The organism is Cyanobium sp. T1B-Tous, from assembly GCF_024345475.1.
Classification (GTDB): Bacteria; Cyanobacteriota; Cyanobacteriia; order PCC-6307; family Cyanobiaceae; genus Cyanobium_A.
The window spans coordinates 1-26834 of the sequence record NZ_JAGQBE010000035.1; the positions used below are offsets into that span (position 1 = coordinate 1).

The window sequence follows — 26834 nt, forward strand, 5'->3', positions numbered from 1 at the left end:
CCTGATAGATCACCGAGGGCGCGGTGACGATCAGATCGAGGTTGTACTCCCGCTCGAGCCGCTCCTGCACGATCTCCATGTGCAGCAGGCCCAGGAAGCCGCAGCGGAAGCCGAAACCCATGGCGCTGCTGGTTTCGGGCTCGTATTTGAGCGCCGCATCCGACAGCTGCAGCTTGTCGAGCGCCTCGCGCAGATCGGGGTATTGATCGGCGTCGGTAGGGAACAGGCCGCAGAACACCATCGGCTTGGCCTCGGTGTAGCCGGGCAGGGGCTCGGTGGCGGGGTTGGCCACCAGGGTGATGGTGTCACCCACGCGGGCATCGGCCACGGCCTTGATCGAGGCGGCCAGGTAGCCCACTTCGCCAGCGTGGAGCGAATCCACCTGGCGCTGATCGGGGGCCATCACCCCCACCTCATCGAGCTCGTAGGTTTTCTTGCTGGCCATCAGCAGCACCTTGTCGCGCTTGCTGAGCGAGCCGGAGATCACCCGGAAATACACGATCACGCCGCGGTAGGGGTCGTAATAGGAGTCGAAGATCAGGGCCCGCAGGGGCTCGGTGAGCTTGTCGGGCGGAGGGGGCACCCGATCCACCACGGCCTGCAGGATCTCGGGCACCCCCAGGCCGGTTTTGGCGGAGCAGTGGATGGCGTGGGAGCAATCCAGGCCGATGATCGCTTCGATCTCTTCGGCGATGCGATCGGGATCGGCACCGGGCAGGTCGATCTTGTTGAGAACGGGGATGATCTCGAGATCGTTTTCGAGGGCGAGATACACGTTGGCCAGGGTTTGCGCTTCCACCCCCTGGGAGGCATCCACCACCAGCAGGGCCCCTTCGCAGGCCTGCAGGGAGCGGCTCACCTCATAGGAGAAGTCCACATGGCCGGGGGTGTCGATCAGGTTGAGGATGTAGGTCTCCCCGTCGGCCGCGGTGTACTCCATGCGGGCGGCCTGGAGCTTGATGGTGATGCCGCGCTCACGCTCCAGCTCCATGTTGTCGAGGAACTGCTCCTGCATGTCGCGGGCGGCGACGGTGCCGGTGTCTTGGAGGAGACGATCGGCCAGGGTGGACTTCCCGTGGTCGATGTGGGCGATGATGCAGAAATTGCGGATCCGCTGAACGGGAACGTCGGTCATCGCGCCGGCGGAGGCTGCATGGGGGCTGGGGCCAGCCTAGGAGACGGTGCCCGCCCGGGCCGGGGCCAATCCCCCTGCCGACCCACACCGTTCGCCCTGTGCTTCACAGGGGCATAGGTTAAAGGCCAGAATTGTTCAAAATGGCTATATCCATGGCGCCTGGATACCTCCCTGGCCAAGGCAGCAGCGAAGCGGATCGCCGCCGGGTGGGCCGGGAGGAAGGGCTCAACCTGTTGTTTGCCGCCGCCCAGGATGTGGCGCGCGAGGAGGGCAAGCTGGCCGACGGCACCTTCGCCTCGCTGGAGCAGTCGCGAATCAGCCCCACCAGCTTCACCCTGATCAGCGCGGATGGACAGACCATCGCCCGGGTGTCGCTGGCGAAAGCCCGGGAAGTGATCGCCCTGCGGCGGGAGATCGCGCGGCAGGTGACCCGCAAGGCCAATCTGGAGATCACGCCCTACGCCAACGACCAGTCCAACAAGCGCAATTTCCGCAACCTGCCGGAAGAAACCCGGGCCCTGGCCTGGGCGATCAGCACGGGACGACGCTTCCCCGTGAAGGGCTACAACCGCCGCGATCTCTGGATCGGTCTGCTGCTGCTGATCCCTTTCATCCTGCCGGGGGTATGGATGCTGGCCCGCATTGTCCAAAAGCGGCAGCGCTACGACAGAGACCTCAAAGCCCTAGTGCTGCGCTGGAAGAGCAACGGCCGGCAAGACCCAGCTCCGAACCTGTTTGCCCACTTCCACCTCGACTGAACGGGCCCGGGTAGACTGGCTCCAAACCAAGTAGGCCCCGATGAGCAGCGACACCACCGCCCCTGAAGCCGTTGGCCATGACCCTCGGGCTCTGACGCTCGAAAACGTGGAGCGCACCCTAGACGAGCTGCGCCCCTACCTGATGGCCGATGGGGGCAACGTGGAAGTGGTGGAAATCGACGGCCCGATCGTGAAAGTACGGCTCCAGGGCGCTTGCGGCAGCTGCCCCAGCAGCACGATGACGCTGAAGATGGGCATCGAACGGAAGCTGCGCGAGGCGATTCCTGAGGTGAATGAGGTGGTGCAGGTTTTGTAAGCTATATACTCAAATCCCAGTCAATTAACGGCAATTCCTTATCAACTAGCAAGAACTTGACGAGGCAAACGCACATTGTTCAATCCACTGTGCGCTTGGCCTGGCTTGAGACGAGAATTCGACTATTCTTGCTCCACTTAGCCCAGAAAATATAAAGCCATAAGCCAAACTTCCATCAGTTGCCAGCCCTGGTGTTCCACTTGAGAAAGAGATGCCAATACCAACTAAAGCTTCGGATGAACCGACGGCAGCCAAATCTAATTGACCATTTGCAACAACTGGCGGGCCGCATCTATACAAGTTGCCACCATTCAAGGAATAAGATATAACATCGTAGGAAGCGGCAGCTGAATTTCCAAGTTCGTTTACCCACAAGTCAAAACTAGAAGTTGCACCTCCGCATGAGACAACACCGGGCAAAACAACACGCCTTGACTCGGAAACATCAGTCTCAATCATGCGGTTGAGCCGCTCCCAATCATTGACAGCCTTTTGGTACATCTCAAGACGCGCCCTTTCCCTCACAAAACCAGAATAAACCTGAGCCAGGATGATAGCCGTGAGACTACCGACGGCAGAAACTATTAAGAGCTCCGCCAAACCAATCCCAAGGCAAGGCAACCTTGATTGATATACTCTTTGAGCCTTAGCTCGTAGGGTGATCTTCAGGGTCATAATACTGCGCTAAAAAGGCTTTGAAGCCGAGTATGAACTTGAACTTGTGCAAAATGATGAACTCGAAGGATGGCTACCAATTTGAACAAGGCCCGAGTATTTATTTATTTTAATACATTTAACTGGACCACTCCCCGGATTGCTTAAAGATAAATATTGATCTTGGGACGAGGGCGAAAGCCCACGTTTTGTAAAATCAAATGATGTTAATGACCTCGAAAAGACATAAGATGAGCCGCCTATTTGACGCGAGATGACAAAGTTTTGGCTCTCGAAATCAGCATTAACAGCGCACTCAGGTGTAATGCTAGCAAGAGACTGGCCAGAGGAATAGCTTCCATTAGCAGAGAACTGGACTCTGCAAAGAGTAGACTCAGCTAGAGCCTTTGATCTATTGGCTTCAAGCCATGCTGCCATAGACTGGGTCAAAGCAACCAAACGACTTTTTTGGATCTCAGAGTTAATATAGCCTAATGATACGGAGGAGACAATACCGATGATTGCTATTACCACTAAGAGTTCGATCAATGAAAAAGCCGCTTGACCATGCTGAGCGGTTGAATTTCTTGAAGATCTCATCAAATGCAGCGCATAGCGAAGCCGAGAAATATTAGTTGCTGATCCGAGGCACGAAGCAGTTATGAAATTCATTATTATCCTCAAGGGCAGTAATTGGCAACAGGAGCCCTGAGCAAATAGATTCTAGAAACCCTGTCAACATTATTTTTTTGATAAGAATACGTCAACAAAGCAGTATGTATTAGGGATCTCGTCGAGGAACCAGAAGGATCATAGACGGATACGGAACGATTAATACCCACTGGTTGTGCGAGAGATCTCAAAGCCTCGACAGCTTTCGAGGGAGAACCAGATACGTCTGATATTATGTTCCCATTGTTACAGTCATCACGCATTGTATTCAAAAGAGTTGAACTGCCAGAAACCACTGGCGCATAAAAAGCCTCACCACCAGGCCCTTGGCCATTGCACGTTGTCAGGAGCTCTTGGGTCCCGCTGCAATAAGTAATTTTAGCAAGCTCTGCCTCAACAATCGATATATCAGCATCAATAAGAGCCTCTTTAGAGTTGATGGACTTTGACTCTCTGACAAAGCGCGTAGATGTCGAATAAACCGATAGCAGCAAAAGTGTTACTATCGAGAGAATAACTACGCCTACCAATAGCTCCACCAAGGTAAATCCCTTGGGCTTACTCGAGTCAGCACCGTTGATTGGGGGAAAACGATGAAACCCATGGATGTTTTTGATGAGAGCAATCACAAATATCGAGCGCATTTGGATTCCTATTATTCACTAAAAGAGCGAAGTAGCATTCGGAGATCGCGCGACCCAATCCCATACAATAGGCGTTTTATTAGGGTCCTCGGGATAACACCCAGCAATGACTTTGCAGATTGCGCTAGCTGGCGGGGTGTTTATGGTAAGGTCACCTCTTAAGGATAGGTTATTAGTCCAAAGGATTCCGTTGAGTTCAGTAGTGCCCCCAACATCTAATGTGCCGTAAGGAAGATAGATTTGAGCCGCCAAAGAGAGCGAAGTTCCCCCAAAGGAAAATATTTGATTTTGGAGGTTACCATAAATTGCCAACCTATCCGAATCACCAAGCCCAGCAGTATTTCCATTATATGTATGATTTATTGTTCCGCCACCTGTTAATTTTATCTCTCCCCCATTCACTCCCCCGACACCAGAATACGCACTGTCGTACAAAAACAAGCGGACTTTCTTTGCAGTCGTATCGATGGTTAAGGAGCCACTTGTCAAGCTTATATAGCCGATTGAGCAGTCTACCGTGCCCAGCAATGCATTATCCACGCAATAATCATTGAGGGTTGTGCTTGTTCCTCGTGAGTCAGCGACATAACAACGGGTTGAAACAGGACTAGATATTAAATTCCCGCTAGCATTTAGAATATAATCAGTTGGTAGAGGAACGGCGGATCCCAAGTATTGCGTGCCTGCTCCGGTGCATTTTTCGCTTCCTTTCTTACCAGAAGGGGCTCCTACATCTTTGAAACCATTTTGCAGTGCCCCCGGAACAAGTGTTTCTGATCCTGGACAATATGATGAGCTATTAGCACTTAACCCTTCCATTGGGGGCGAAGAGGATTTTGTGTCTAAAGTGACATTTCCCCTGATACATCCTTTAGCATTAGTCACTGGATTAGCAGGTAATGGATCAAGATCAATGGGAAAAGCACTAACTGAGGTTTTTCCCTGCAAAGCTTGGTTGTCCAGCCTGCATTGATCTTCATTTGCAGCGAGTGAGCAATCAATATTCGGGTTTTGAGTAAGTATTTGATCCGAGGGAATAAGATCGCCTTCTGAATTTGATTCATATAAAGACAAACTTTTGCCTGCAGCTTTAGTGATCAAACCGTCTCCATCTACACCTATAATAAATCCTAGTTCGCCTATGCCATTTTCGCCTGATCTGCAGCCACGGGAATCAAATCCGTGAGAGGGAACTGGCGGTCCCGATGACGGAAAAACATTCCCAAACGATCTGCCGCAACACTTAGGAACAATCTCGTATTCTTTGGTGACGATGGATCTGACATAAGTACCATCTGGCCTGCGTGAATATCCAGCTGCGGACACTGATATCAGCCCTGTATTGGCTGAGGCCAGCAAATTTATAGATCCTGCGTGGTCAATATTCTTATTCACACTCTCATCGCTCCACCCAGTTAATCCTAAGACTGTGGGATCTGAGGGAGGGCTTCCATTATTACGTTCATATACTGAAATTCCCGCGGGACTTTTGATGGAAACTTTAAATATGTAAAAAAGTTTAGAATCTCCAGCGCTAGGGCTAGATCCCGCGACAGCATTGGAGGTAGAGCCTGTGGCTTGATAGTAATTTTTAAGCTTTGGGAGTGGAGTTGACGGGCTCGTAGGTGCGCAAGGGTTTGCGGGGGCAGCACCAGCCCACCATTTGGATGGGTCCCGAGAAGCAACAAGAGTGCCTCTATTTTCAGGGGAGTTCATGGAGGCCATGACTTCTTCTATCCCAGATTCGGCAGCATCCTTAGCCTCCCTAGCTTCAACAGAAAAAAGAGCACCGAACTGACCAGATGATGAACGGGCTAAGATCCCGACTGCACCGATCACAATCACCAAAGAGCCAACTATAATCGGCCAAAGTACGTATCCGCCGCCTTGGTTTTTGCTCTCAGGCGAGGCAATTTTGTAATTTTTAGGCATTCTTAGCTTGCCACTACTATTAAGATAGGTGGCCGAGCCTGCCTTGTCAACCATGCTTTAGCAAGCCCTTGCGTGCAAATGCTCCGAGCTATTGCAATGTTTTTGAGCATGGCATCGCAAGTAATCCTTCAAGAATTTTCGCGAGCAGCCCAGCCTTGCCCGCCAAAGGTATATTTACGCCTTTTCAGGGTGTTTGAATAGTAGACACCACTCGGGTGCATTCCACCTGCTTGAATACGGGAATCAGAGTTGATTTTAGTCCATGCTCGACCAGCGCCTCCTGCGCGACAGCCCTGAGCTGATCACCACCCAGCTGGCCCGGCGAGGTATGGTGCTCGATCTTGGCCCCCTCCAGCAGATCGCCCGGCAGGAGCGCGATCTCGAGGAGCAGCGCAGCACGCTGCAAGCCGAAGGCAACCGCATCGGCAAGGCGGTGGGGCAGCTGATCCAGGCCGGATCAGCCCCCAACGGTCCCGAGGTGCAGGCCCTGCGGGACCAGGGCAACACCATCAAGCAGCAGGTGGCGGGCCTGGAGGAGCAGGAGAAGGCCCTCGAACTCCAGCTGCGCGAGGCCCTCAGCGCCCTGCCCAACCTGCCTTCACCCGAGGCGCCCGAAGGCCGCTCCGAAGCCGAGAACGTGGAGATCAAGCGCTGGGGCAGCCCCCGCGTGGAAGACGGCCTCCAGGAGCACTGGCAGATCGGCGAGCGGCTGGGGCTGTTTGAAACCGAGCGCTCCGTGCGCATCGCCCAGAGCCGTTTCATCACCCTGATGGGGGCCGGCGCCCGCCTGGAGCGGGCCCTGATCAGCTTCATGCTCGACCTCCACGCCACCAAGGGCTACCGGGAGGTGATGCCGCCGATCCTGGTGAACTCCGCCAGCCTCACCGGCTCCGGCCAGCTGCCCAAGTTTGCCGAGGAGAGCTTCCGCTGCGCCGATGACGACCTCTGGCTCACCCCCACCGCCGAGGTGCCCCTCACCTCCCTGCACCGCGATGAGGTGCTCGCCGCCGAGCAGCTGCCCCTCAAATACGCCGCCTACACCCCCTGCTTCCGCCGCGAAGCAGGCTCCTACGGCCGCGACACCCGCGGCCTGATCCGCCTGCACCAGTTCAACAAGGTGGAGCTCTACTGGTTCTGCCATCCCGACGAATCGGCCGCCGCCCACCAGCAGATCACCGCTGACGCGGAAGCCGTGCTCGAGGCCCTCGAGCTGCCATACCGCAAAATCGAGCTCTGCACCGGGGATCTGGGCTTCTCCGCCGCCCGCACCTACGACCTCGAGGTGTGGCTGGCCGGCGCCGGCGCCTACCGCGAGATCTCCAGCTGCTCGGTGTGCAACGACTTCCAGGCCCGCCGCTCCGCCATCCGCTTCAAGCAGGGCAAGGGCACCCAGCTGGTGCACACCCTCAACGGCTCCGGCCTGGCCGTGGGCCGCACCATGGCCGCCCTGCTCGAAACCGGCCAGCAAACCGACGGCTCCGTGCGCCTGCCCGCCGCCCTGGTGCCCTATTTCGGCGGCGACACGATCAGAGCTGAGAGCTAAGCCGTGACTCTGCTCTGCGTCGACATCCGCTACGGCCCAAGGGCACCGACCGGCACCACCACAACCCCATCGAGCCGGCGGTAGCCATACCCCTTGCTGCAGATCACGGCCAGAAACGCCGGTGTCCCCGAGCGTTGGCTGTCGATCTGCGCTGAGAAGCGCTTGAGGTTCGCGGCGGCCTGATCCACCTGCCCCTCGCCGAGCTTGATCTCGATGGCGCCCCAGCGCCCATCGCGCAGCTGCACGATCGCATCCGCCTCCAACCCGTAGTCGTCGCGGTAGTGCAACACCTCTCCTTCCAGGGGTTGGCTGAGCACACGCAAATCGCGGATCACCAGTGATTCGAACACCTGCCCGAACCACTCAAAATCCTCGAGCAATCGCTCCGCAGGCGCCCCGCTGGCCGCCAGCGCCAGCGATGGGTCGACAAAATGACGCTTTGGGGCCTTGCGCAGGCGCGCCCTGGAGCGCAGATGGGGAGCCCAGGCGGGCTGATCTTCGATCACCATCAGCTGCTCCAACGCCTGCAGGTAATCCGTCACGGTGCGCTCGTCCAGGGCACCATCGGCGCCGCCGGCATCGGCGGCCAGGGTTGAGAGCCTGGCCTCAGTGGCGCAATGGCGCCCGATCGAACGCAACAGTGCTCCCACTCTGGCTGGATCGCGGCGTCGATCCACGCGACTGATGTCAACCTGCCGCACCTGCTCGAGATAGTCGCGGGCGGCCCGGCTCGCCGCTTTCAGGGGCCTGCTCTGCTGCGCGGGCCAGCCGCCGCGGGCAATCAGCGCAGCGAGATCCTGCACGCTCAGCCCTGGATCCGCCACGGCCTGCAGCTCGCCAGCGAACAGCTGACGCAGCGACACGGCACCGTTGGACACTCCGGATTCGAACAGGCTCATGGGCCGCATGCGCAGGAACCCGAAACGGCCAGCGCCGGTGTGGCGGCTGGCATCGTCCGCGGGCACCGCTGAGCCGGTGAGCAGAAACTGGCCGGGCTGATCGGAGGCATCGACGGCCCTGCGCACCTGATTCCAGAGCTCGGGCGCCACCTGCCACTCATCCAGCAGTCGCGGCCTTGCTCCTTCCAGCACCAGCCTCGGCTCCACCGCCAGGGCCTGCCGCGCGGCCTGATCGATGTCGAGTAGCACGCGGGAGGCGGATTGCTGCGAGGCCGTCATCGTCTTGCCGCAAGCCTTCGGCCCTTCAATCACCACAGCACCTGCCGATGCCATCAGCTCCCGCAGTTCGCCATCCACGATCCGGGGGCTGTAGTCAGGCACTCAGGCTTACTGATGCGGGGAACACCGGCATCTTAATGTGGGAAATGCGGAGCTTCGAATCCGGTTTTTGCGGGCTTCGCGATGGGGCTTTTGCAGACCAACTGGGTGGGTCACGGCTCGGTTCACCAGGTCCAGTCCCCATCCTCAAAGCTGGTGGCGGTGGGCGCATCCACGCCCGCAGAGACTGGGGAAGACAAGACAGTTCAAAGAACATCCAAACTCACCTGCACGGGCAGCTCGTCCACCCGGGGGAGCGGCAACGTTTTCAAGACAGCCCACGCTTCTTGTTTGCCCAACGCGAGCAGGTTGGTCTGAAACTCGGGATTGTTGAGATCAAGCTGAATCACTGGAAGCCCCGATCACTGGCAGCCCAGGTGATGTTCAAGGGCATCAAAATCGATGCCCCCAGGAGGCTCATGCATGGCGGCCATCGCCCGAGACCTGTCATGCAGCGCCGGCTTTCATGCCTTCATGCTGCTCGGCTGCCGAGGGACTCAGTTCGGGAACAGGAACTGCACCTGGGCGCGGATCGTCACGTCACCGAAGTTGTCGGGCTTCACCACATTGGCGAAGGCCTGCAGGGACGCATTGATCGGCTGACTCCCCAGCCGGAACACCCGCCCCACACCACCGCCTACCGGCACGATCCACTGGTCGCCACTGGCCGCCCGCCAGTTGGCGGTGACGATCGGCGAGGTCACCAGATACCAGCCGTTGGCCAGGTTGTAGTTGATGAACGGCTGGAGCAGAAAGGCGCTCACCGCACCGCGGTCGCTGTCTCCCGCAAACGACCACACGTTGTTCAGCAGCGCGCCCGCCACCCAGGGGCCCTTGCTGTACACCGCCACCGCCGCCGGCCCCGCCGACCACTTGCCGCTGCCCAGGCTGTCGGAACTGGCGGTGGGCAACACCAAGGTGGGGCCGAAGCCAAGGGTCCAGGGCCCCTTGCCCTTGGGCACCAAGAAGAAACTGGGGTTGAGGTCGCCGATGCCGTTCTGGGTGCCGGCCGCCGTGGGCTGGCTCAGCACCGGCAGGATCGTGCGGGTCACCAAGGTGAGGTCTTTGCTCAGCGCAAACGGCACCACCGGCTGAATGTTCAACACATTGAGGGTGTTGTCTTCATTGGGGCCCATCCCCGGGGTGAAGTTGTTCTGGAACGGAACGCTGATCAGGTTGGCGATCGGGTTCTGGGCTTCAGCCGCGAGCGCTTCTGTCTTGGCCTCGGATTGGGCTTCGGCCTCGGGCGTGGTCGGTTCAGCTACGGCGGGCGACAGGCCAGGCAGCAACGCCGCAAGGGCCAGGGCGGCGAAGGGGCGGGCCATGCAGCAGCGCAACGATCGGACGGCGGACTTTAGAGGGCACATCGGCGACCTGGACCAGCACGGCTGGCTTAACGGCCGGCGCCCCAAACCCACCACAATGGACCCATTCACCGCAGGGCCTGGATGGGCGTTCTCACAGCACTGGCGATCCTGGCGGGGCTGATCGTGGTGCACGAGGCGGGGCACTTTTTCGCCGCCACCTGGCAGGGCATCCGCGTCAGCAGCTTCTCGATCGGCTTCGGGCCGGTGCTGCTGGAGCGCCAGCGCCGCGGCGTGCAATTCGCCCTGCGCGCCATTCCCCTCGGCGGCTTCGTGGCCTTCCCCGATGACGACGACGACAGCCCCATCCCCAAAAACGACCCCAACCTGCTCTCCAACCGGCCCCTGGCCCAGCGCGCCCTGGTGATCGCCGCCGGCGTGATCGCCAACCTGCTGCTGGCCTACGCCGTGCTGCTCGGCCAAGGCGTGGTGCTCGGCATCCCCGCCGGCTTCAGCGCCAGCCCCGGCGTGCTGGTGAGTGGCGTGCAGCCCGGTCAGGCCGCTGCCGCTGCAGGCCTCCAGCCCGGCGACCGCATCGTGAGCCTCGATGGCACCCCCCTCGGCGGCGGCCAGAGCGCCGTGGCGGCCCTGGTGGAGCGCATCAAGGCCGCCCCCGACCAAACCCTGCGCCTCGACGCCGAGCGCAACGGCCAAACGGTGCCCCTGCAGCTCACCCCCGCCGACCTCGGCGGCATCGGCCGCATCGGCGCCCAACTCCAACCCAATGGCACCGAGGCCTTCCGCCCCGCCCGCGGCCCCCTCGAGCCCTTCCGCCAGGCCAACCATGACTTCGCCGCCCTCACCACCCGCACCGTGGAGGGCTTCATCACCCTGGCCACCCACTTCGGGGAAACCGCCGGCCAGGTGAGCGGTCCGGTGAAGATCGTGGAGATGGGCGCCTCGCTGGCCAAGCAGGGCGGCAGCAGCCTGTTCATCTTCACCGCCCTGATCTCGATCAACCTGGCGGTGCTCAATGCCCTGCCCCTGCCCCTGCTCGATGGCGGTCAGTTCGTGTTGCTGCTGCTCGAGGGCCTGCGGGGCAAACCCCTGCCCGAGCGCTTCCAGATGGCGTTCATGCAGTCGGGCTTCGTGTTTCTGGTGGGCCTCAGCGTGGTGCTGATCGTGAAGGACACCTCCCAGCTGCCGGTGGTGCAGCAGCTGCTGGCGCGCTGATGCCCCGCCTGGCCAGTGCCCGCACCCGGGCTCCCGAGCTGCTGGAGCGCCTCGGCGCCCTCTACCCCCACGCCACCTGCTCCCTCGACTGGCGCACCCCCTACGAGCTGCTGGTGGCCACCATGCTCTCGGCCCAGTGCACCGATGCGCGGGTCAACCTGGTGACCCCGGCCCTGTTTGAGCGCTTCCCCGATGCCGCGGCCTCCGCCGCGGTGGAGCCGGCCGAGGTGGAGCCCTATGTGCAGTCCACCGGCTTCTTCCGCAACAAGGCCAAGGCGATCGTGGGCGCCTCCCGCCTGCTGATGGAGCGCCACGGCGGCGAGGTGCCCCGCACCATGGAGGAGCTGCTGGTGCTGCCGGGCGTGGCCCGCAAAACCGCCTCGGTGGTGCTGGCCTGGTGCTTCGGCATCAACGCCGGCGTCACGGTGGACACGCACGTGAGCCGCCTGGCCCAGCGCCTCAAGCTCAGCCGCCACAGCGAGCCGCGGCGGATCGAACCCGACCTGATGAAACTGGTGCCCCAGGCCCACTGGCAGGACCTCTCGATCCGGCTGATCTTCCACGGCCGCGCCGTGTGCACCGCCCGCAGCCCCCGTTGCGGCAGCTGCCCGATCGCTGACCTCTGCCCGATGGGGGGCAAGCCCGCAGGGTAAGCTCGAAAGCACGTATCCGATCGCAGCCCAGGCCGCATGGCGAAGAAGTCGATGATTGCGCGCGATGTGAAGCGCAAGAAGATGGTGCAGCGCTTTGCCGCCAAGCGCGCCGCCCTGATGGCTGCCTTCAACGCCGCTGCCGATCCCATGGAGCGCCTGGAGATTCACCGCAAGATCCAGGATCTCCCCCGCAACAGCGCCCCCACCCGCGTGCGCAACCGCTGCTGGGCCACCGGCAAGCCCCGGGGTGTGTACCGCGATTTCGGCCTTTGCCGCAACCAGCTGCGCGAGCGCGCCCACAAGGGTGAGCTGCCCGGCGTGGTCAAGTCCTCCTGGTGATGCGGAGCTGGTGCGCCAGCGAGCCACCAGACCCTGCCCAGTGAATCAAGGCGCCTTCGGGCGCCTTTTTTGTGGCTTGCCCTACGCCCAAACGCGAGAAAAAGCGAAGGAAATCCCCAGTGCCCGCGGGCCAAATGCGAGAATGGTCCTTGACAACAACAGGACATAAGCTCACGTGCAAGGACAAACTCAGTCGATCTCCTTCGATGGTCGGGAGATCCGGCTGACCACCGGTCGGTTCGCCCCCCAGGCCGGGGGTTCGGTGATGGTCGAGTGTGGTGATACCTCGGTTCTGGTCACCGCCACCCGCTCCGGCGGCCGCGAAGGCATCGATTTCCTCCCCCTGATCTGCGACTACGAAGAGCGGCTCTACGCCGCCGGTCGCATCCCCGGCAGCTTCTTCCGCCGCGAGGCGCGCCCCCCCGAGCGGGCGATCCTCACCTGCCGCCTGATCGATCGGCCGATGCGGCCCCTCTTCCCCAGCTGGATGCGCGATGACATCCAGGTGGTTGCCACCTGCCTCTCGCTCGATGAGCGGGTGCCACCCGACGTGCTCGCCGTCACCGGCGCCTCGATGGCCACCCTGCTCGCCAAGATTCCCTTCCACGGCCCGATGGCTGCGGTGCGGGTTGGCCTGCTGGGCGACGACTTCGTGCTCAACCCCAGCTTCCGCGAGATCGAGCGCAGCGAGCTGGATCTGGTGGTGGCCGGCACGCCCGAGGGCGTGATCATGGTGGAAGCCGGGGCCAACCAGCTGCCCGAGCAGGACGTGATCGAAGCCATCGACTTCGGCTACGAAGCGGTGTGTGAGCTGATCAAGGCCCAGCAGAACCTGCTCAAGGAGCTCGGCATCGAGCAGGTGATTCCTGAGGCCCAGGTCATCGATGCCACCCTGCCCAGCTTCCTGGAGAAGGAATGCGCCAAGGGCATCGGCGAGGTGCTCAAGCAGTTCTCCCAGACCAAGCCTGAGCGCGACGAAAAACTCGATGCGATCAAGGCCGAGGTGGGCGCCAAGATCGCGGCTCTGGCCGAAGACGATCCGATCCGCGCCGCCTCCAGCGGCAAGGCCCTGGCCAACAGCTACAAGAGCCTCACCAAGCAGCTGATGCGCGCCCAGATCGTCAAGGACGGCAAGCGCGTTGACGGCCGCAACCTCGATGAGGTGCGTCCGATCAGTGCTGCCGCCGGCGTGCTGCCCAAGCGCGTACACGGCTCGGCCCTGTTCCAGCGCGGCCTCACCCAGGTGCTCTCCTGCGCCACCCTCGGCACCCCGAGCGACGCCCAGGAGATGGACGACCTCAACCCGTCCACCGAGAAGCACTACCTGCACCACTACAACTTCCCCCCCTACTCCACCGGCGAAACCAAGCCGATGCGCTCCCCCGGCCGCCGCGAGATCGGCCACGGCGCCCTGGCCGAGCGGGCGATCGTGCCAGTGCTGCCCAGCAAGGAATCCTTCCCCTACGTGCTGCGCGTGGTGTCGGAGTGCCTCAGCTCCAACGGCTCCACCTCCATGGGCTCGGTGTGCGGCAGCACCCTGGCCCTGATGGATGCCGGTGTGCCCCTCAAGGCCCCCGTGAGCGGCGCCGCCATGGGCCTGATCAAGGAGGGCGACCAGGTGCGCATCCTCACGGACATCCAGGGCATCGAGGACTTCCTCGGCGACATGGACTTCAAGGTGGCCGGCACCGAGAAGGGCATCACCGCCCTGCAAATGGACATGAAGATCACCGGCCTCGACGTGAAAACCGTGGCCGATGCGATCAACCAGGCCCGTCCTGCCCGCCTTCACATCCTCGAGAAGATGCTCGAGGCGATCGACAAGCCCCGCGACACCATGTCGCCCCACGCCCCGCGCCTGCTCAGCTTCCGGATTGATCCGGAACTGATCGGCACCGTGATCGGCCCCGGCGGCCGCACGATCAAGGGCATCACCGAGCGCACCAACACCAAGATCGACATCGAGGACGGCGGCATCGTGACGATCGCCAGCCACGACGGTGCCGCAGCCGAAGAGGCCCAGCGGATCATCGAAGGCCTCACCCGTCGCATCAGCGAAGGCGAGGTGTTCACCGGAGCCGTGACCCGCGTGATCCCGATCGGCGCCTTCGTGGAAATCCTGCCCGGCAAGGAGGGGATGATCCACATCTCCCAGCTCTCCGAAGCCCGGGTGGAGAAGGTGGAAGACGTGGTGAACGTGGGCGATCAGGTGACAGTGCGCGTGCGCGAAATCGACAACCGCGGCCGCATCAACCTCACCCTGCGCGGCGTGCCCCAAGCCGACGCCCCTGCACCGGCCTGAAGCCAGGCAGGCTCACCTCTGCCAACCTGAAGCCGGTCACCCTGTGGCCGGCTTTTTTCATGCCCGTCTCCTCCCCCCTGACCAACCCGTTCCGACTCGACAGCCGCTCGCTGGCCCTGTTTCGGATCCTGATCGCCGTGGTGGTAATCATCGATCTGAGCACAAGGCTTTCGCTTGTGCAGGTGTTCCTCGGCAGCGGCGGCCTCCCCAACCCCGAGGATCCAACCCTGTTTCCCTCCTGGTTGTGGTCGGTGCATCGGCTCCACGGGGGGATCACCACCGCCATCTCCCTGCTGCTCGTGCAGATGGGAGTGGCCGCCGCGGTGCTGGTGGGCTGGCGCAGCAGGCAAAGCTTCATTGCGCTCACCTTGCTCACCCTTTCGCTGCACAACGCCAACCCCTACATCCTCGATGGCGGCGATCGCAGCCTGATGGTGATGATGATCTGGGCCTGTTTTCTGCCCCTAGGCCAACACTGGTCGCTGGATGCCCATCAGGGGCCGGCGCCGGCAGCACCGCCGACCAACGGGGTGTACTCCCTGGCCAGCATCACCTTGACCCTGCAGATCTGCCTGATCTATTGGGTGACGGTGAGCCACAAAAGTGTCGACCACTGGGTCATCCAGCGGGATGCCGTTTGGTACGCCCTCAACCTGGATCATTTCGCGACCCGCTTCGGCGCCTGGGCGGCCCGCTTTCAGCCGTTCACCAGCCTCAGCTCCATCACGGCCTATGCCATTCAGCTGCTAGCACCAATCTCCGTGCTCTGGCCCACCCGGATCTGGCAGGTGCGGCTGGGCGGCCTCATGGTGCTGGCCACCATGCACCTGGGGTTCATTCCCTTTCTCGAACTCGGACTGTTTCCCTGGATCAGCCTCACCGGCCTGGTTGCCCTGATCCCTGGAGAGTTCTGGGCCGTGGTTAGCCGCCTACTCCCCGACAGACCAACCACGCAGCCCACAACGGAGTCTCCCTGCTTCCCCTCACCCGAACCCAAGCGGTACCGCTTACTCAAGCGGATCAGCAACCCTCTGTTGATCCTTCTGATCACCCTGGCCTTGATCACAGCAGTGAGCGACCGCAGCCGCCCGGCAGGTCTGGCCCCAGACCTGGAGCCCATCAAGGCGCTTGGCATTCACCAAAGCTGGAAAATGTTTGCGCCCCTTCCCCAGCCCGTCGATTACTGGTTTGAACTCGTGGAGACGGGTTTCCCCTCCCCAGCTTCACCGGCCCAGGAAAGGCGCCTCCTGCTGCCGGGGCTTGAGTCCTTCTCGGGCCCTGGCAATCCCCGCCGCCAAGGCCATCGCGTTCATACCCAACGCTGGCGCAAATTCATCGACAACCTCTACTCCCATCGCCACCGAGAGAACTTGGCACGGAGCTACGTCCGCCACCTCTGTCTTCAAACTGAGCCAGGAGAGGTTCCTGGTCTACAACAAGAATGGGACCTCGTGCGTATAGAAGAGCCAACCGGGGTTGTGGGCCATCCCGCCAGCCACCCAGTTCGCCTTCCCATTGCCCGTTTCCGATGCCGGTGATTTTTAAACAACAGGAACCAGGCCGAATCAGGCAAAGAAATCGATATGGAGATCCCCACACCCCACTCACTTCCCCCCGAAACCACCGAAGAACGATCAGAAAAACAGCAAACAATCCTTGCCCGGCAAGCTGACCAGGGGGGATGGCCCCCATCCAACCCCCCCGGGCCGCACCACCGAAATGACAATCATCAACAGGCCCAGCAAAGCCAAAAACCGGTAGGACTGAAACGACAACGCGAAGGGCTTCAGAGGCCCTCCTGAGGTGGGTTGCGGACGCATCACCGCCGCCAGCACGAGCAGCAAGAGGGCCAAGGAGGCGGGCTTCAGCCAGATGTCGTCAATCAGCTGATAAGCGAAGAGCGCCACGAGCATCGGGCTCAACAAACCCGCCAGCGACTGGGAGCGGACCAGCTCCCCAAGCCTCCGCGGCCAGAAGCCGGTGGTGAGCAACGCCGCGGCAGCCGAGCCCAGCAGCCCCGTCCAATACAGCAGCTCCACCGGCAGGCTGTGGGGGCCACACACCGGTGAACCCTGGGGTATCACCTGGATGCCAACCCCCCAGATCGGCCACTGGAGCGAGGCGAGGCCGTAGAGCATCCAGTTGAGCAGGCGCAGATCGGCCCGGCCCATCTCTGCCGTCACAACCCCCTTGCTCACCTCCTGGCTATTGCGTTGCAGCAAGTTGGCGAAAAACGAACCGGCTTCCAGCCCATATGACACCAACCAAGCAACCACCGATCCCACCACCACCAATCCCAGGCACCGCAGCCAGAACTGACGTTGCGCCCCCTGCGACAGAGCTGCAAACAACCCCAGCACCGCAGCCCCCAAACAGCTGGCCAAAAAGGCTCCATCGCCCTCCGTCAAGACGATCTGAAGCCAGCAGACGATCGGCACCAGCCAACAGATGGCCCACCAGAAACCCTGGAAGCGTTGAACGGCACCGCGCTGCAATTGATGGAGCAAGGGGACAAACGTCCAGAGCAGCAAGACCGAATACTGATTGCCCCAGCGAGGGTTCAGGAACAGATAGGGAGCCTGGAAATCAATCTGCCCGAAGGCATTGATCTTGCGCACCCAGGTGTAGACGGGAAGTGCATGGGCGTGCATCACCAACCAGAGGGCAACATCCAGACCCACCAGACAGAATCCAAACAGCGCCAGCAGGCGAATCCCATCCTCCCCATACCGTTCCCAGGCAGTTCGCAACTGGGGCAACAAGCCAAATTGCATCCACGTCAAACCGGTGAAGGCCAGGGAAATCCACGGGATTGGCCCAGACCACCCCGCCAGCAACGCGGTCAACCCAAAACCAACCAGTCCCAGTCCATACCAGCCGGACGTGGCCGAAGCGTTGAGGGCCCCATCGCTCTGGCGGCGATAGCTCCAGGCGAGCACGCCCACCAGCAAGAGCATTTCAACGATGCGCTGGAGCTGGAACTTCCCATAGGGACTGCCAACAAATCCCGAGGCCACAAGGCCCAGAAACAACACCGCCAGGTACCAGCGAATGGGGCTCTCGAACCGCTTCGAAAGGGCCAAGAAGGCAACCTCGGATTGACCGAAAACTAGCGAGGCTTAAACCAGAAAACCCGGATCAATCGCGGCCAGCGCCGCCTCCGCCTTGGCGCACAGCTCGGGGTGGGCGGGGCCGTGGCTGGCAATCAGGCAGCCGGCCTGGCGGATGTCGCCGGTGTTGTAAGCGAGCGGCCGGCCATCGGCATGGCTGAAGGCGCCGCCGGCGGCCCGCAGCACCGCCTCCGGAGCCGCCATGTCCCAGTCCTTGGGAGCGCTCTTGCCGGAGAGCGAGATGTACAGATCCGTCTCGCCGCGCAGGATCGTGGCCACCTTGCCGCCCACGCTGCCGATCGCCTTGGTGTCGCCCAAGGCCAGGGCGGCCAGCAGCTGCTCGAGGCGCTGGTCGCGGTGGTTGCGGCTGGCCACCAGCACGAGCTCGCCCAGGGCGCGGCGGCCGCTGAAGCGCACGGGCGAGTGCTCACCAACGCGGTTTTCACACCAGGCCTCGCCGCTGGCCCCGGTGAGGGTGGGCATCACGCCCAGCCACAGCTCCTCCAGCTCCGGCAGCAGCACCACCCCCAGCACCGGTTCTCCGCGGTGCACCAGCGCCAGATGCACGGCGTACTCGCCGGTGCCCTGCAGGAAGTCTTTGGTGCCATCGAGGGGATCGAGGATCCACAGCCACTCCGCCGCCAGGGGCTGGCCGTCGATGAGCTGCTCCTTGGCGGTCTCCTCGCTGAGCACGGTCCAGTCGGCAGCGGGGAAAGCCCCCGCCAGCCCCTCAAGCAACCAGCGGTTCACCGCCAGATCGGCCGCGCTCACCGGGCCCTCGCCGCCCTCATCCACACTCAGCGCCCGGGGAAAACCGTAGGGGGGCTGCTCGCCGCGGCCATAGGCCAGCAGGATGTCGGCCGCCCCCCAGCTGAGCCGGCGCAGCTCCGTCAGCAGCCCTTCCAGCGCAATGCCCGAGGGCAGGGGGAGGGCAGCCGGCATCATGGTGGGGCAGGGATCAGCATTGTGCAGGAGCCCGCACCCAAGCCCACGCCCCCGCCGTGCAAGCCCCCGAACCCGCCCCCGGCGTGCTCTATCTGGTGGGCACCCCCATCGGCAACCTGGCCGACCTCTCGCCCCGCGCCCGCCAGGTGCTCGCGGGCGTCAGCCGCATCGCCTGCGAAGACACGCGCCGCAGTGGTCTGCTGCTGCACCAGCTGGGGCTGCGCCAGAAGGAGCAGGGGCCCAGGCTGGTGAGCTTCCACGCCCACAACCAAACCGCCCGCATCCCCGAACTGCTTGCGGCCCTCGCCGCCGGCGAAGCCCTGGCCGTGATCAGTGACGCCGGGCTGCCGGGCATCTCCGATCCCGGCGAGGTGCTGGTGGCGGCCGCCCGCACAGCTGGGCACAACGTGATTTGCATTCCCGGCCCCAGCGCCGTCACCACCGCCCTGGTGAGCAGCGGTCTGCCCAGCGGTCGCTTCTGCTTTGAGGGCTTCCTGCCGCCCAAGGCCACCCAGCGCCGCCAGCGTCTGCAGGAGCTGGCCAGCGAGCCCCGCACCGTTGTGCTGTTTGAGGCGCCGCACCGGCTGCTGGATCTGCTCGACGATTTGCTGGCGGTGCTGGGCGATCGGCCCCTGCGGGTGGCCCGCGAACTCACCAAGCGACACGAAGAGCAGGTGGGGCCCACGGTGGCCGCAGCCCTGGAGCACTTCCGCCACACCCCTCCCCAGGGGGAATGCACCCTGGTGCTGGGGGGCGCCGCGCCGCCACCGCCGCCGAGCTGGGATGCCGCCAGCCTCACGGCCGAGCTCCAGGCCCTGCAGGCGGCGGGCCACAGCAGCAATGCCGCCGCCAAGCTGCTGGCCGAACGCACCGGCCACAGCAAGCGGGAGCTCTACGCCCTGCTGCACCAGCACGCCCTGCAGCCCGACAGCTGAAGCGGCAGACTGCCGCCAGCCCCTGCCCCCGTGGCCCGATGTTTGTGCGCGCGCGCCTGCTGGTGGCCAGCCTGATGGGCGGCAGCCTGCTGCTGGCGATCCTCTGCCTGGGCGCCCAGAACCTCGACCAGCGCCCGAGCCTCAACCTCGGCTTCAGCCGCACCGCTCCCTTGCCGGCCGGCTTTCTAGTGGGGGTAGCCCTGGTGATCGGCGTGATCAGCGGCGGCTGCAGCGCGGCGCTGCTGGCCCCCCGCAACGCTCAGCTGCCGGGCAGGGAGTAGAGGCTGCCCTCGATCACCACCCGGCTGATGCCCTGGGCGATCAGATAGGGGGCGGTGCGTTCCAGCACCCGGGTGTCGGGCACCTTGATCACCCGCTGGGAGCGGCCGCAGTGGCGCTTGGCCTGGCGCGGATTGGCGAACACCAGCAGGGCCTGACGCTCCTCCTCGCCGTCGGGAAGCTGCCCCAATTCGGGGAAGTCCTTGAGCGGCTTGGCCTGAAGCTCCACTGTCTTGTCGACCAGCATGTACACGCTCGCCGGCAGGGGCGCCTGGGCCAGGGGGAGGCACTGGGCCGGCTCCCCCGCGTGGGTTCCCAGCAGCACGGGCACCTCCACGAACTGCTCGGCGGGATCGTCGTCGCTGAAGTCGTCGCTGAAGTCGTCGCCGAAATCATCGGCATCGTCGATCGCCAGCACCGAGCCGTCTTCTGCGTTGGCGGAATCCCCTGCGTTGGCGGAATCGCCTGGGTTGGCGGAATCGCCTGGGTTGGCGCTGTCTTTGGGCTTGGAGAGGTCTTTGGGCTTAGCGGTGTCGTCAGGGTTGGCTGAAGACGCGGCGCTGGTGGAGGCTTCAGGCTTGGTGGGGCGACCGCGCTGCTGCTTGAGCTGCTCGTATTCGGCCGGATCCAGGGCCGCCTTGGCCACGCGACTCACCGTGCCAGCTGTGCAGCCATACACCTCGGCCAGCTCGGCACTGCCCTCACCCGCACGAAACCGATCCACGATCTCGACTTTCTGGCTGTCGGTGAGCCGGGTGGCAGCCATGGAACGAAACATGCGCAGCAGACCACTCTAAGGGCGGCTTGGCACTCAGGGAGTGGGCGGCTTGACGTTGGGGCAGGTGGCGCCGTTGAACCTGGAAGCAATGCGCTGGCTGCCCTCTTGATAGATGGTCTGGGCCTTCTGGCTGTCGCCAGCGGCCTGGGCCGCGCTGAGCTTGCTGGCAAACCTGCCGCAGGCCTCATCGAGGCTCACCGCCTGGGCACCCAACGGCGCCCCCAGGGCCAACAGGGCAGCAGCAGCCAGCACCAGGGAAGAACGCACGATCCAAAAACCAACCACTCCCCCACTTTGGGTGGCTGCGGCGCGGAAGGGGCCCCGACCGGGTGCGCGATCATGGACACACGGGCTCCCTTAGCTCAGCTGGATAGAGCAGCTGCCTTCTAAGCAGCCGGTCGATGGTTCGAATCCATCAGGGGGCGTTACAAGAAACCAGGCGGGATCTGGGATTTGAGCCAGTCAGGGCCTGGGTTTTCGCTCCCGGTCCCATTCTGCGAGACAGCCCAGAATCCCTCTGGATTCGTCAGGGTCGGCTAGTTTTTCCCACAAATCTCCCCCCGAGTGGGAAATGGGGCAGGCAAGGCGAGCGGGTTGGCTGGCGGATCTGAGCGTGGCCTTCAAACGCCACCGGCAAGGCCGCTCGGGCTGGTTCATCGAGCTGAAGGGGGATCGCCTTAGGGTCCGATCCGCCGAGCTGCCGCCGCGGCCAGATGAAGCACCCGACGCGCCACCGAAGCGCCGTGATGCCTGGCTGAGCACACCCCCAGGACCGGCCACCTTCAAAGACGCCCTGGCCGAAGCCTGCAGCCTTTTCGATTCGGTGATGGCAGGAACGTGGCGATGGCCTGATCCCGATGCCCTCCCCACCGAGGGGGAAGCCGGGCGCCTCTCACCCGCAACCCTCAGGCGGCTCACCGATCGGCTCAGGGCTGCCCTGGTGGGCGAGCGCATCGGGGCAAGCACCTGGAGCCGTACCTATCTCCCTTATCTGAGTCGGCTGGTGGAGGTGGCCGGCTCCAGGGTCTGGCCCGATGACCGCGATCTGCTGGAGGCCGTGCTGCGTCACTGGGAGCCCAACAGCAGGGCCCGGCAGATGGCCCACGACCGCATCCGCGCCCTATGGAAGGAAGCCGGCTGGGAATGGCCCGAGGCCATCGCCGTGATGCGAGGCAACGGCAAGGCCGCCGCCGCTGCTGAAGGTGTGCGGGCCTTCAACGATGCAGAGATCCAGGAGCTGCGGGCACGCCTGCTGCGCAGCTACCGCCTCACACCTGCCGATCTGGTGGCGTGGGATTGCCTGATCGTGTTCGGGCTCCGGCCTGCCGAGCTGCAGGGCCTGGAGCTGCGCACGGATAACGGGCTACCCCTGGCCCAGGTCACCCGCACCAAGCGCAGCAGCAAGGGCTCCAGCGGCCCTAGGGCCGTGCCGGCAGTGCCGCCGGAGGAATGGCCTGCTGATTGCTTCGAGCTGGTGCTGCGGTTCCAGGAGCATGGCCTGCCGCCTGGGATGGTGGCCGCCCGATCGCCGGGTGAGGTGCTGGGGCAGCAGCTGGGGCGCCTGATGGATCGGCAGCCAGTGGAGATCGCCCTGCCTCGTGAGCTGACGCCATACGGGCTACGCCATGCGTTTGCCTTGCGCCTGGGGCTGCAGCTGGGGCTCCACGTCCGCGAATCCGCCCAGCTGATGGGGCACAGCCCCCAGGTGCACCTGAGCACGTATGGGCGGCGATTGGATGCCCCGAAGCTGCTGGCCACGGTGCGCGATCGGGTGATGGGGCGCTGATTTCCGCAATTCCCCAGCGCAAACAGCAGGAGCAGGAAATAACAATCCCCCAGGATTGAGCTAGACACGGCAGAGAGTTTCAGCGTTTTCCACTGGCTGGGGAAACCAGAAAAAACCTGCCGAATCCTGCAAAAAACAGCTCCATAGGTTGAAGGGTCAGCCCGTTTTTCGCCATGGCTTTCACCCTTACAACCACCGAAGCCGCACAGGCTTTACGTCTATCTGCCGCCACCCTGGCCCGCCTCCGAAATGAAGGTGTCCTTAAAGCAGGTTTCCACTACCGCGCCGTTGGTGCCGGCCTGAAGCGCCCGCCGCTGCTGTGGAACCCCGAAGCCTGCGAAACAGCCCTGGCCCAGCGCAGCCGCCGGGTTCTGGCCTGATGCACACCGCCCAACGCAAAGGGCCCCCTGGTGGAGGCCCCGCGCATCGCCGGCTGGGGACCGGCAATCAACCACACGCACGTCTGGGGACGGTGCTGCAATGCAATCTAATTCGATCCCGCTGCACGATCACGACAAAACAGACCCTGATCCGAAGGTCTGGCGCCGGCACTGGCGCCGGCAGCTCTGGCGCATCAAGGACCTGCCTCTCATCGCCGTGGGAGGTGGCCAGGACCGCAAGGCGCCAGCCAACCTGCGCACGGGCGAGCCACTGCAGAACTGGCAGCGCACCACCCACGACCACACCCAGATCGAGAGCGCCAGCCCCCGTGTCTGCGGTGCAGGCCTGCACACCGGCAGGTGGGGCGCCGACAAGCACAGCATCCTCGTGGCCGACATCGACGGCGCTGCCGCCGTGGAACACTGCCTGGCCCACAGCTGTGATCCGCAGGCCACACTCACCTGGCAGACGCACCGCAATACCGACGCCTGCCGCCTGAAGGTGAAGTTCAGGCTCACACCAGAGCAGGCCGATCAGCTGGGCAACGTCAAAACATCCCGCCTCCTCAAGGAAGCGATCAAGGATGAAGCCGGGAACGTGCTGGCCAAAGCCGAAGCACTGGAGATCTTCCACCAGCCCAACTCCCAGGTGGTGGTGCTCGGGGAGCACCCGACATCGAAGGGCTTCTACTTCTGGCCTGATGACATGGGCCCCGAAGCTCTGGCGCCGATCACACCGGAGTGGTGGGCCCTGGTGCTCGACGTGATCCAGAACGATGTGGCGCCCCCCAGCCGCAAGGCCACCAGCAAGGCACCACGCAGCTCTGCTGGCGAATGGGGCAACTGCAACCCCTGCCCGATCTGCGGGCGCAACACCTCCAACTGGTGCAGCCGGCACCGCAGCACTGGCGCGATCAACTGCAGGCACGGGAACACCTTCAGCCCCGAGCAAAGCCACGGCGTTCTCCGGCTCGGGGACACCATCACCGGCACGGATGGCACCGTCTACGCCTTCTGCGGCACCGAGACACAAAGCGACAACTGGAGGTTCTCCAAGTTCGTGATCGACAAGCCATGGGAGCGCAGTGCCGCCCCTGACTGCATGCACGGCTTCAAGGTGAATCCTGACGGCTTTGCGCTGACCGCCGCTGAAATCCCGGCCGACATTGAACCCCCACCGCCCCCCGCATCGTTTCAGGCATTGATCCAGCTGCTATCCGATGGCTGGAATGGCAAAGGCACCCATCAAGTGATGGCGCCCGGGCAGCTGGCCGACGTGCTCCCGCAGGACCGTCTCAGATTCAACGAAATGGATCTGAGGGCTGAGGTTCACACCACCAGCGGGTGGCAGCGAATCACTGATGCCTGTCTTGATTCCGCCTATGTGCTGCTCACCGGCAAGGGCTGGCGCATCGCTGCTGAGTCCGTCGTTAAGGCGGTGCTCCATGTCGCCAGGCAATCCCCTCACCATCCGATCCGCGACTACCTGCAGCAGATCGAGTCAGATCCAACCATCACGCCCTTTGACCTGGATCAGGTCGCCCCACGGTTCTTTCGCGCAACCAACGCGCTCCATGTGGCGATGATCCGCAAATGGCTGATCGGTGCAGTTGCTCGCACCCTGAAGCCTGGCTGCCAGATGGATTACTGCCTGGTGCTGAAAGGCAGCCAAGGGCAGAGGAAGTCCCGCTCGCTGGAGGCCCTCGCATCAAAGGAGTGGCACTGCTCGAGCGTGCCGGAGAGCGAAAAGGATCTGCTGCTGAACGTGCACAGCACCTGGATCTATGAGCTGGCCGAGCTGGAGAGCGTCACCAGTCGCAAGGAAGCCGGACGCCTGAAGAACCTCATCACCACCAGCGTCGACAACCTGCGCCCGCCCTATGGCCGCACAACGGAACGGCTTCCCCGGCAGTCCGTCTTCGCTGCCACCGTCAACGCGGAAACTTTCCTGAGGGATGACACCGGCAACCGGCGGTTCTGGGTGGTCCCGGTTGAAGGCCCCGAAGCACTGGATCGAGACGGCATTGCAGCCGCCAGAGATGCGATCTGGAAAGCCGCAGTGATCGCCTTCCGATCAGAGGAGCTGCCCATGCTCCCCCCAGCAATGGAGGCCCTCAGCGCCGCCCAGAACGAAGACTTCAACGATCAGGACTTATGGGACGAAAAGGTGCTCGCATGGATGGATGGCAAGCAGATGGTGTCCTTTGACCCAGACCGCGACCCCAGCCCCCTGCGCTACGACCCACACCAGCCCTTCACCAGCGCCGAGGTGCTCTATTCCGCCGGGCTTAAGCGCTCGGAGCAGATCATCCCAGCTGACTACACCCGAATCGGGAAGGTGCTCAGGCGTGTGGGCTTCACGCAGCTGAAGCAGCAGCGGGTGGGAGGGGTGCGCGTCCGCCGCTGGAGCCCGTCACAACCGTCACAACCGTCACAACCTCCCGCGCCAGATGCTGTGACGCCCCCCACCGCCTGCGCCGCAATGGATCTAGCTATCCCGTCACAACCGTCACAACCTTTTTCAGGAAAAAGGGAAAAAGAAGAGCAGGGGGAGCAGGGGACGGTGGAGCGCACGCCGTCAGGACTTTTTCAAACAGAGGTTGTGACACCCGCGTTTCAGCGCCCAGATCCGCTGCAGCCCAAAGGGTCTGGGGTGTCACAACCTCCCGCGCCAGAGGTTGTGACATCCGCCCGCTTCGCCGTGGGTGAGCTGGTGGAGCCGGGCCCTGATGCCGGGTGCATGAAGGGCGTCTATGAGGTGGTCGAGCTGGACGGCGACCGCGTGGTGCTCTCAGGCCCCCAGGGCCCCGGCCACACCCGGCTGGTGATCGTTCCCGCTGATGCCTGCGAGGTGGTGTTCTGACCCCTGCTGGCCTGCTGACGCCTTAGCGGTTGCTAATGCAAGCAGCTCCCAGGGGTGCTAGTAGTTAGGTGCCGACGCGAGCTGCGAACTCCGCCGGCATGGCCACCACGCTGTTACCCGTGATGACGACTTCATTATCTTCAGCTGAGCAGACCACCCTCGTGCTGGGGCAGCTGCTGCTTGACCACCTGCACGAGCACTGCGACAGCCAAGCCCAGGACCACGCCATTGAGGCGCTGAACCGGATGCTGCTCGATTTGCACAATGCATGCGACTGGGCGGAAGTGCCGGACTGAGCCGCTCGGCCAGAGAATCCCGAGAATCCGCAAGGAATCCTGAGAATCTCCCCCTGCGGCCCTCGCCATCGGGAGCCAGCGATGCGATAATGGGGGAGTCGCCAGCGATGGGCCCGGCCCACCAGCGACGCCCCCACGCATCCAAGCCATGCACCCCGACACCATCGCAGCCGTGCGGCTGCTGGTGCTCGCCCTGGAGACACATCCCGAAGACCTCGCAATCCTGCAGATCTACGGCGATATGGGCGAACACCTGGCCGATCTGATCAGTGACTACATCGAAGACGACGACGACGAGGAAGACGAACCCGAGGAAGAATGAACAGCAAGCATCAACAACTCCCGTAGAGTTACGGCAACAGCAATAACAACTGTGCAGACCACAGAACACACTATCGCCCGCCGTGAGCAATACAGCTGGGCCGGGTGGCAGGTGGTTGACGATGACTGCCCCAGGCCGCCGGAAGCTAACCCGCTCGACTCGGCGCAGGCTCGCCGTGCTTGGCGATTGAATGCACCCGCAACGCCAACCTGCAGGCCTCAGGGTTGACCTTCAGCCGCCCGCCCATCCGGTACCAATGCACACCGCAGCGGAGCACCGCTGCCTGCCGGAGGCGCCAGAAACTAACCCGGCTGATGCTCAGCTGATTGCAGGCATCCTCAAAACATATCGTTTGAGCGTGTTTTATGGTTATAGTTT

27 protein-coding genes and 1 tRNA gene are annotated in these 26834 nt (G+C 62.8%); 16 read left to right on the forward strand and 12 right to left on the reverse strand.

The genetic code is table 11. The annotated features are described in order from the left end of the window. Window positions 1–1135: translation elongation factor 4 (gene lepA, locus KBY71_RS09200; protein ID WP_254928625.1), on the reverse strand; the 1135-nt coding region annotated here is incomplete at its 3' end. Window positions 1136–1287: 152 nt separating this feature from the next. On the opposite strand from lepA, the gene KBY71_RS09205 reads away from it, so the two are divergent. Both KBY71_RS09205 and KBY71_RS09210 read left to right on the forward strand, forming a co-directional pair. Then, complete coding sequence (locus KBY71_RS09205; protein ID WP_254928626.1) at window positions 1288–1893, forward strand: hypothetical protein; 606 nt, start codon at window positions 1288–1290, stop codon at window positions 1891–1893. 40 nt (window positions 1894–1933) lie between these two features. After that, entirely contained in the window at window positions 1934–2209 is a 276-nt protein-coding gene (locus KBY71_RS09210) for a NifU family protein (RefSeq protein ID WP_254928627.1), read from the forward strand. Window positions 2210–2254: 45 nt separating this feature from the next. Here KBY71_RS09210 and KBY71_RS09215 read toward each other — a convergent pair whose 3' ends face one another. From KBY71_RS09215 to KBY71_RS09225, 4 genes are read right to left on the reverse strand one after another with little or no spacing between them, the layout of a single operon-like run. After that, a complete protein-coding gene (locus KBY71_RS09215; protein ID WP_254928628.1) occupies window positions 2255–2884 on the reverse strand; it encodes a hypothetical protein in 630 nt (209 codons plus the stop codon). A 9-nt stretch (window positions 2885–2893) separates the two neighbouring features. Then, complete coding sequence (locus KBY71_RS09220; RefSeq protein ID WP_254928629.1) at window positions 2894–3535, reverse strand: Tfp pilus assembly protein FimT/FimU; 642 nt, start codon at window positions 3533–3535, stop codon at window positions 2894–2896. 8 nt (window positions 3536–3543) lie between these two features. Further along, window positions 3544–4179, reverse strand: coding sequence for a type II secretion system protein (locus KBY71_RS15175; protein WP_396095203.1), 636 nt, complete (start codon window positions 4177–4179; stop codon window positions 3544–3546). A gap of 18 nt (window positions 4180–4197) precedes the next feature. Further along, complete coding sequence (locus KBY71_RS09225) at window positions 4198–6165, reverse strand: hypothetical protein (RefSeq protein ID WP_254928630.1); 1968 nt, start codon at window positions 6163–6165, stop codon at window positions 4198–4200. A gap of 208 nt (window positions 6166–6373) precedes the next feature. On the opposite strand from KBY71_RS09225, the gene serS reads away from it, so the two are divergent. Continuing rightward, the gene (gene serS / locus KBY71_RS09230; protein WP_254928631.1) at window positions 6374–7654 is read left to right on the forward strand and encodes a serine--tRNA ligase; all 1281 of its coding nucleotides are present in this window, start codon (window positions 6374–6376) and stop codon (window positions 7652–7654) included. Between the two features lie 29 nt (window positions 7655–7683). Here the strand turns inward: serS and KBY71_RS09235 are convergent, their stop codons facing one another. The 3 genes from KBY71_RS09235 to KBY71_RS09245 form a co-directional block, all read right to left on the reverse strand. After that, a complete protein-coding gene (locus KBY71_RS09235) occupies window positions 7684–8934 on the reverse strand; it encodes an ATP-binding protein (RefSeq protein ID WP_254928632.1) in 1251 nt (416 codons plus the stop codon). Window positions 8935–9137: 203 nt separating this feature from the next. Beyond that, on the reverse strand, window positions 9138–9281 hold the full coding sequence (locus tag KBY71_RS09240) for a hypothetical protein (protein WP_254928633.1): 144 nt from the start codon (window positions 9279–9281) through the stop codon (window positions 9138–9140). A gap of 147 nt (window positions 9282–9428) precedes the next feature. Next, on the reverse strand, window positions 9429–10256 hold the full coding sequence (locus KBY71_RS09245; RefSeq protein WP_254928634.1) for a neuromedin U: 828 nt from the start codon (window positions 10254–10256) through the stop codon (window positions 9429–9431). A gap of 123 nt (window positions 10257–10379) precedes the next feature. Here KBY71_RS09245 and rseP point away from each other — a divergent pair, with 123 nt between their 5' ends. The 5 genes from rseP to KBY71_RS09270 all read left to right on the forward strand — a co-directional run bounded on the left by rseP (window position 10380) and on the right by KBY71_RS09270 (window position 16300). Then, window positions 10380–11468 (forward strand): RIP metalloprotease RseP, encoded by a 1089-nt coding sequence (gene rseP / locus KBY71_RS09250; RefSeq protein ID WP_254928635.1) that lies wholly within the window; start codon window positions 10380–10382, stop codon window positions 11466–11468. Further along, entirely contained in the window at window positions 11468–12121 is a 654-nt protein-coding gene (nth, locus tag KBY71_RS09255) for an endonuclease III (RefSeq protein WP_254928636.1), read from the forward strand. Before rseP ends, nth begins: the two co-directional genes overlap by 1 nt. A 36-nt stretch (window positions 12122–12157) precedes the next feature. Continuing rightward, window positions 12158–12460, forward strand: coding sequence for a 30S ribosomal protein S14 (rpsN, locus tag KBY71_RS09260; protein ID WP_190389135.1), 303 nt, complete (start codon window positions 12158–12160; stop codon window positions 12458–12460). A gap of 175 nt (window positions 12461–12635) precedes the next feature. After that, the gene (locus KBY71_RS09265; protein WP_254928637.1) at window positions 12636–14762 is read left to right on the forward strand and encodes a polyribonucleotide nucleotidyltransferase; all 2127 of its coding nucleotides are present in this window, start codon (window positions 12636–12638) and stop codon (window positions 14760–14762) included. A gap of 59 nt (window positions 14763–14821) precedes the next feature. Further along, window positions 14822–16300 (forward strand): hypothetical protein, encoded by a 1479-nt coding sequence (locus tag KBY71_RS09270; protein ID WP_254928638.1) that lies wholly within the window; start codon window positions 14822–14824, stop codon window positions 16298–16300. 96 nt (window positions 16301–16396) lie between these two features. On the opposite strand, the gene KBY71_RS09275 is transcribed toward KBY71_RS09270, so the two are convergent. Together KBY71_RS09275 and KBY71_RS09280 are read right to left on the reverse strand one after the other, a co-directional pair. Further along, the gene (locus KBY71_RS09275; RefSeq protein WP_254928639.1) at window positions 16397–17845 is read right to left on the reverse strand and encodes a hypothetical protein; all 1449 of its coding nucleotides are present in this window, start codon (window positions 17843–17845) and stop codon (window positions 16397–16399) included. Between the two features lie 36 nt (window positions 17846–17881). Beyond that, window positions 17882–18817 carry a 3'(2'),5'-bisphosphate nucleotidase CysQ gene (locus tag KBY71_RS09280; protein WP_254928640.1) on the reverse strand — a complete coding sequence of 312 codons (936 nt, stop codon included), beginning with the start codon at window positions 18815–18817 and terminating at the stop codon, window positions 17882–17884. 56 nt (window positions 18818–18873) lie between these two features. On the opposite strand from KBY71_RS09280, the gene rsmI reads away from it, so the two are divergent. Together rsmI and KBY71_RS09290 are read left to right on the forward strand one after the other, a co-directional pair. Continuing rightward, entirely contained in the window at window positions 18874–19752 is an 879-nt protein-coding gene (rsmI, locus tag KBY71_RS09285) for a 16S rRNA (cytidine(1402)-2'-O)-methyltransferase (RefSeq protein WP_254928641.1), read from the forward strand. A gap of 38 nt (window positions 19753–19790) precedes the next feature. Next, window positions 19791–20033, forward strand: a complete 243-nt coding sequence (locus KBY71_RS09290; protein ID WP_254928642.1) for a hypothetical protein — start codon at window positions 19791–19793, stop codon at window positions 20031–20033. On the opposite strand, the gene KBY71_RS09295 is transcribed toward KBY71_RS09290, so the two are convergent. Both KBY71_RS09295 and KBY71_RS09300 read right to left on the reverse strand, forming a co-directional pair. Next, window positions 20012–20797: a helix-turn-helix domain-containing protein gene (locus KBY71_RS09295; protein WP_254928643.1), complete on the reverse strand. Its 786-nt coding sequence runs from the start codon at window positions 20795–20797 to the stop codon at window positions 20012–20014. The genes KBY71_RS09290 and KBY71_RS09295 overlap by 22 nt on opposite strands. Window positions 20798–20842: 45 nt before the next feature. Then, on the reverse strand, window positions 20843–21076 hold the full coding sequence (locus KBY71_RS09300) for a hypothetical protein (RefSeq protein WP_254928644.1): 234 nt from the start codon (window positions 21074–21076) through the stop codon (window positions 20843–20845). An 84-nt stretch (window positions 21077–21160) separates the two neighbouring features. On the opposite strand from KBY71_RS09300, the gene KBY71_RS09305 reads away from it, so the two are divergent. The 6 genes from KBY71_RS09305 (at window position 21161) to KBY71_RS09330 (ending at window position 26456) form a co-directional block, all read left to right on the forward strand. Then, window positions 21161–21234 (forward strand) — tRNA-Arg (locus tag KBY71_RS09305). Between the two features lie 188 nt (window positions 21235–21422). Beyond that, complete coding sequence (locus KBY71_RS09310) at window positions 21423–22595, forward strand: site-specific integrase (RefSeq protein WP_254928645.1); 1173 nt, start codon at window positions 21423–21425, stop codon at window positions 22593–22595. Between the two features lie 173 nt (window positions 22596–22768). Next, the gene (locus KBY71_RS09315; RefSeq protein WP_254928646.1) at window positions 22769–22975 is read left to right on the forward strand and encodes a helix-turn-helix domain-containing protein; all 207 of its coding nucleotides are present in this window, start codon (window positions 22769–22771) and stop codon (window positions 22973–22975) included. Window positions 22976–23075: 100 nt separating this feature from the next. Then, the gene (locus tag KBY71_RS09320; protein WP_254928647.1) at window positions 23076–25838 is read left to right on the forward strand and encodes a virulence-associated E family protein; all 2763 of its coding nucleotides are present in this window, start codon (window positions 23076–23078) and stop codon (window positions 25836–25838) included. Window positions 25839–25936: 98 nt separating this feature from the next. Beyond that, window positions 25937–26134 carry a hypothetical protein gene (locus tag KBY71_RS09325; protein ID WP_254928648.1) on the forward strand — a complete coding sequence of 66 codons (198 nt, stop codon included), beginning with the start codon at window positions 25937–25939 and terminating at the stop codon, window positions 26132–26134. A 148-nt stretch (window positions 26135–26282) separates the two neighbouring features. Further along, window positions 26283–26456, forward strand: a complete 174-nt coding sequence (locus KBY71_RS09330; RefSeq protein ID WP_254928649.1) for a hypothetical protein — start codon at window positions 26283–26285, stop codon at window positions 26454–26456. Window positions 26457–26834: the final 378 nt, after the last annotated feature.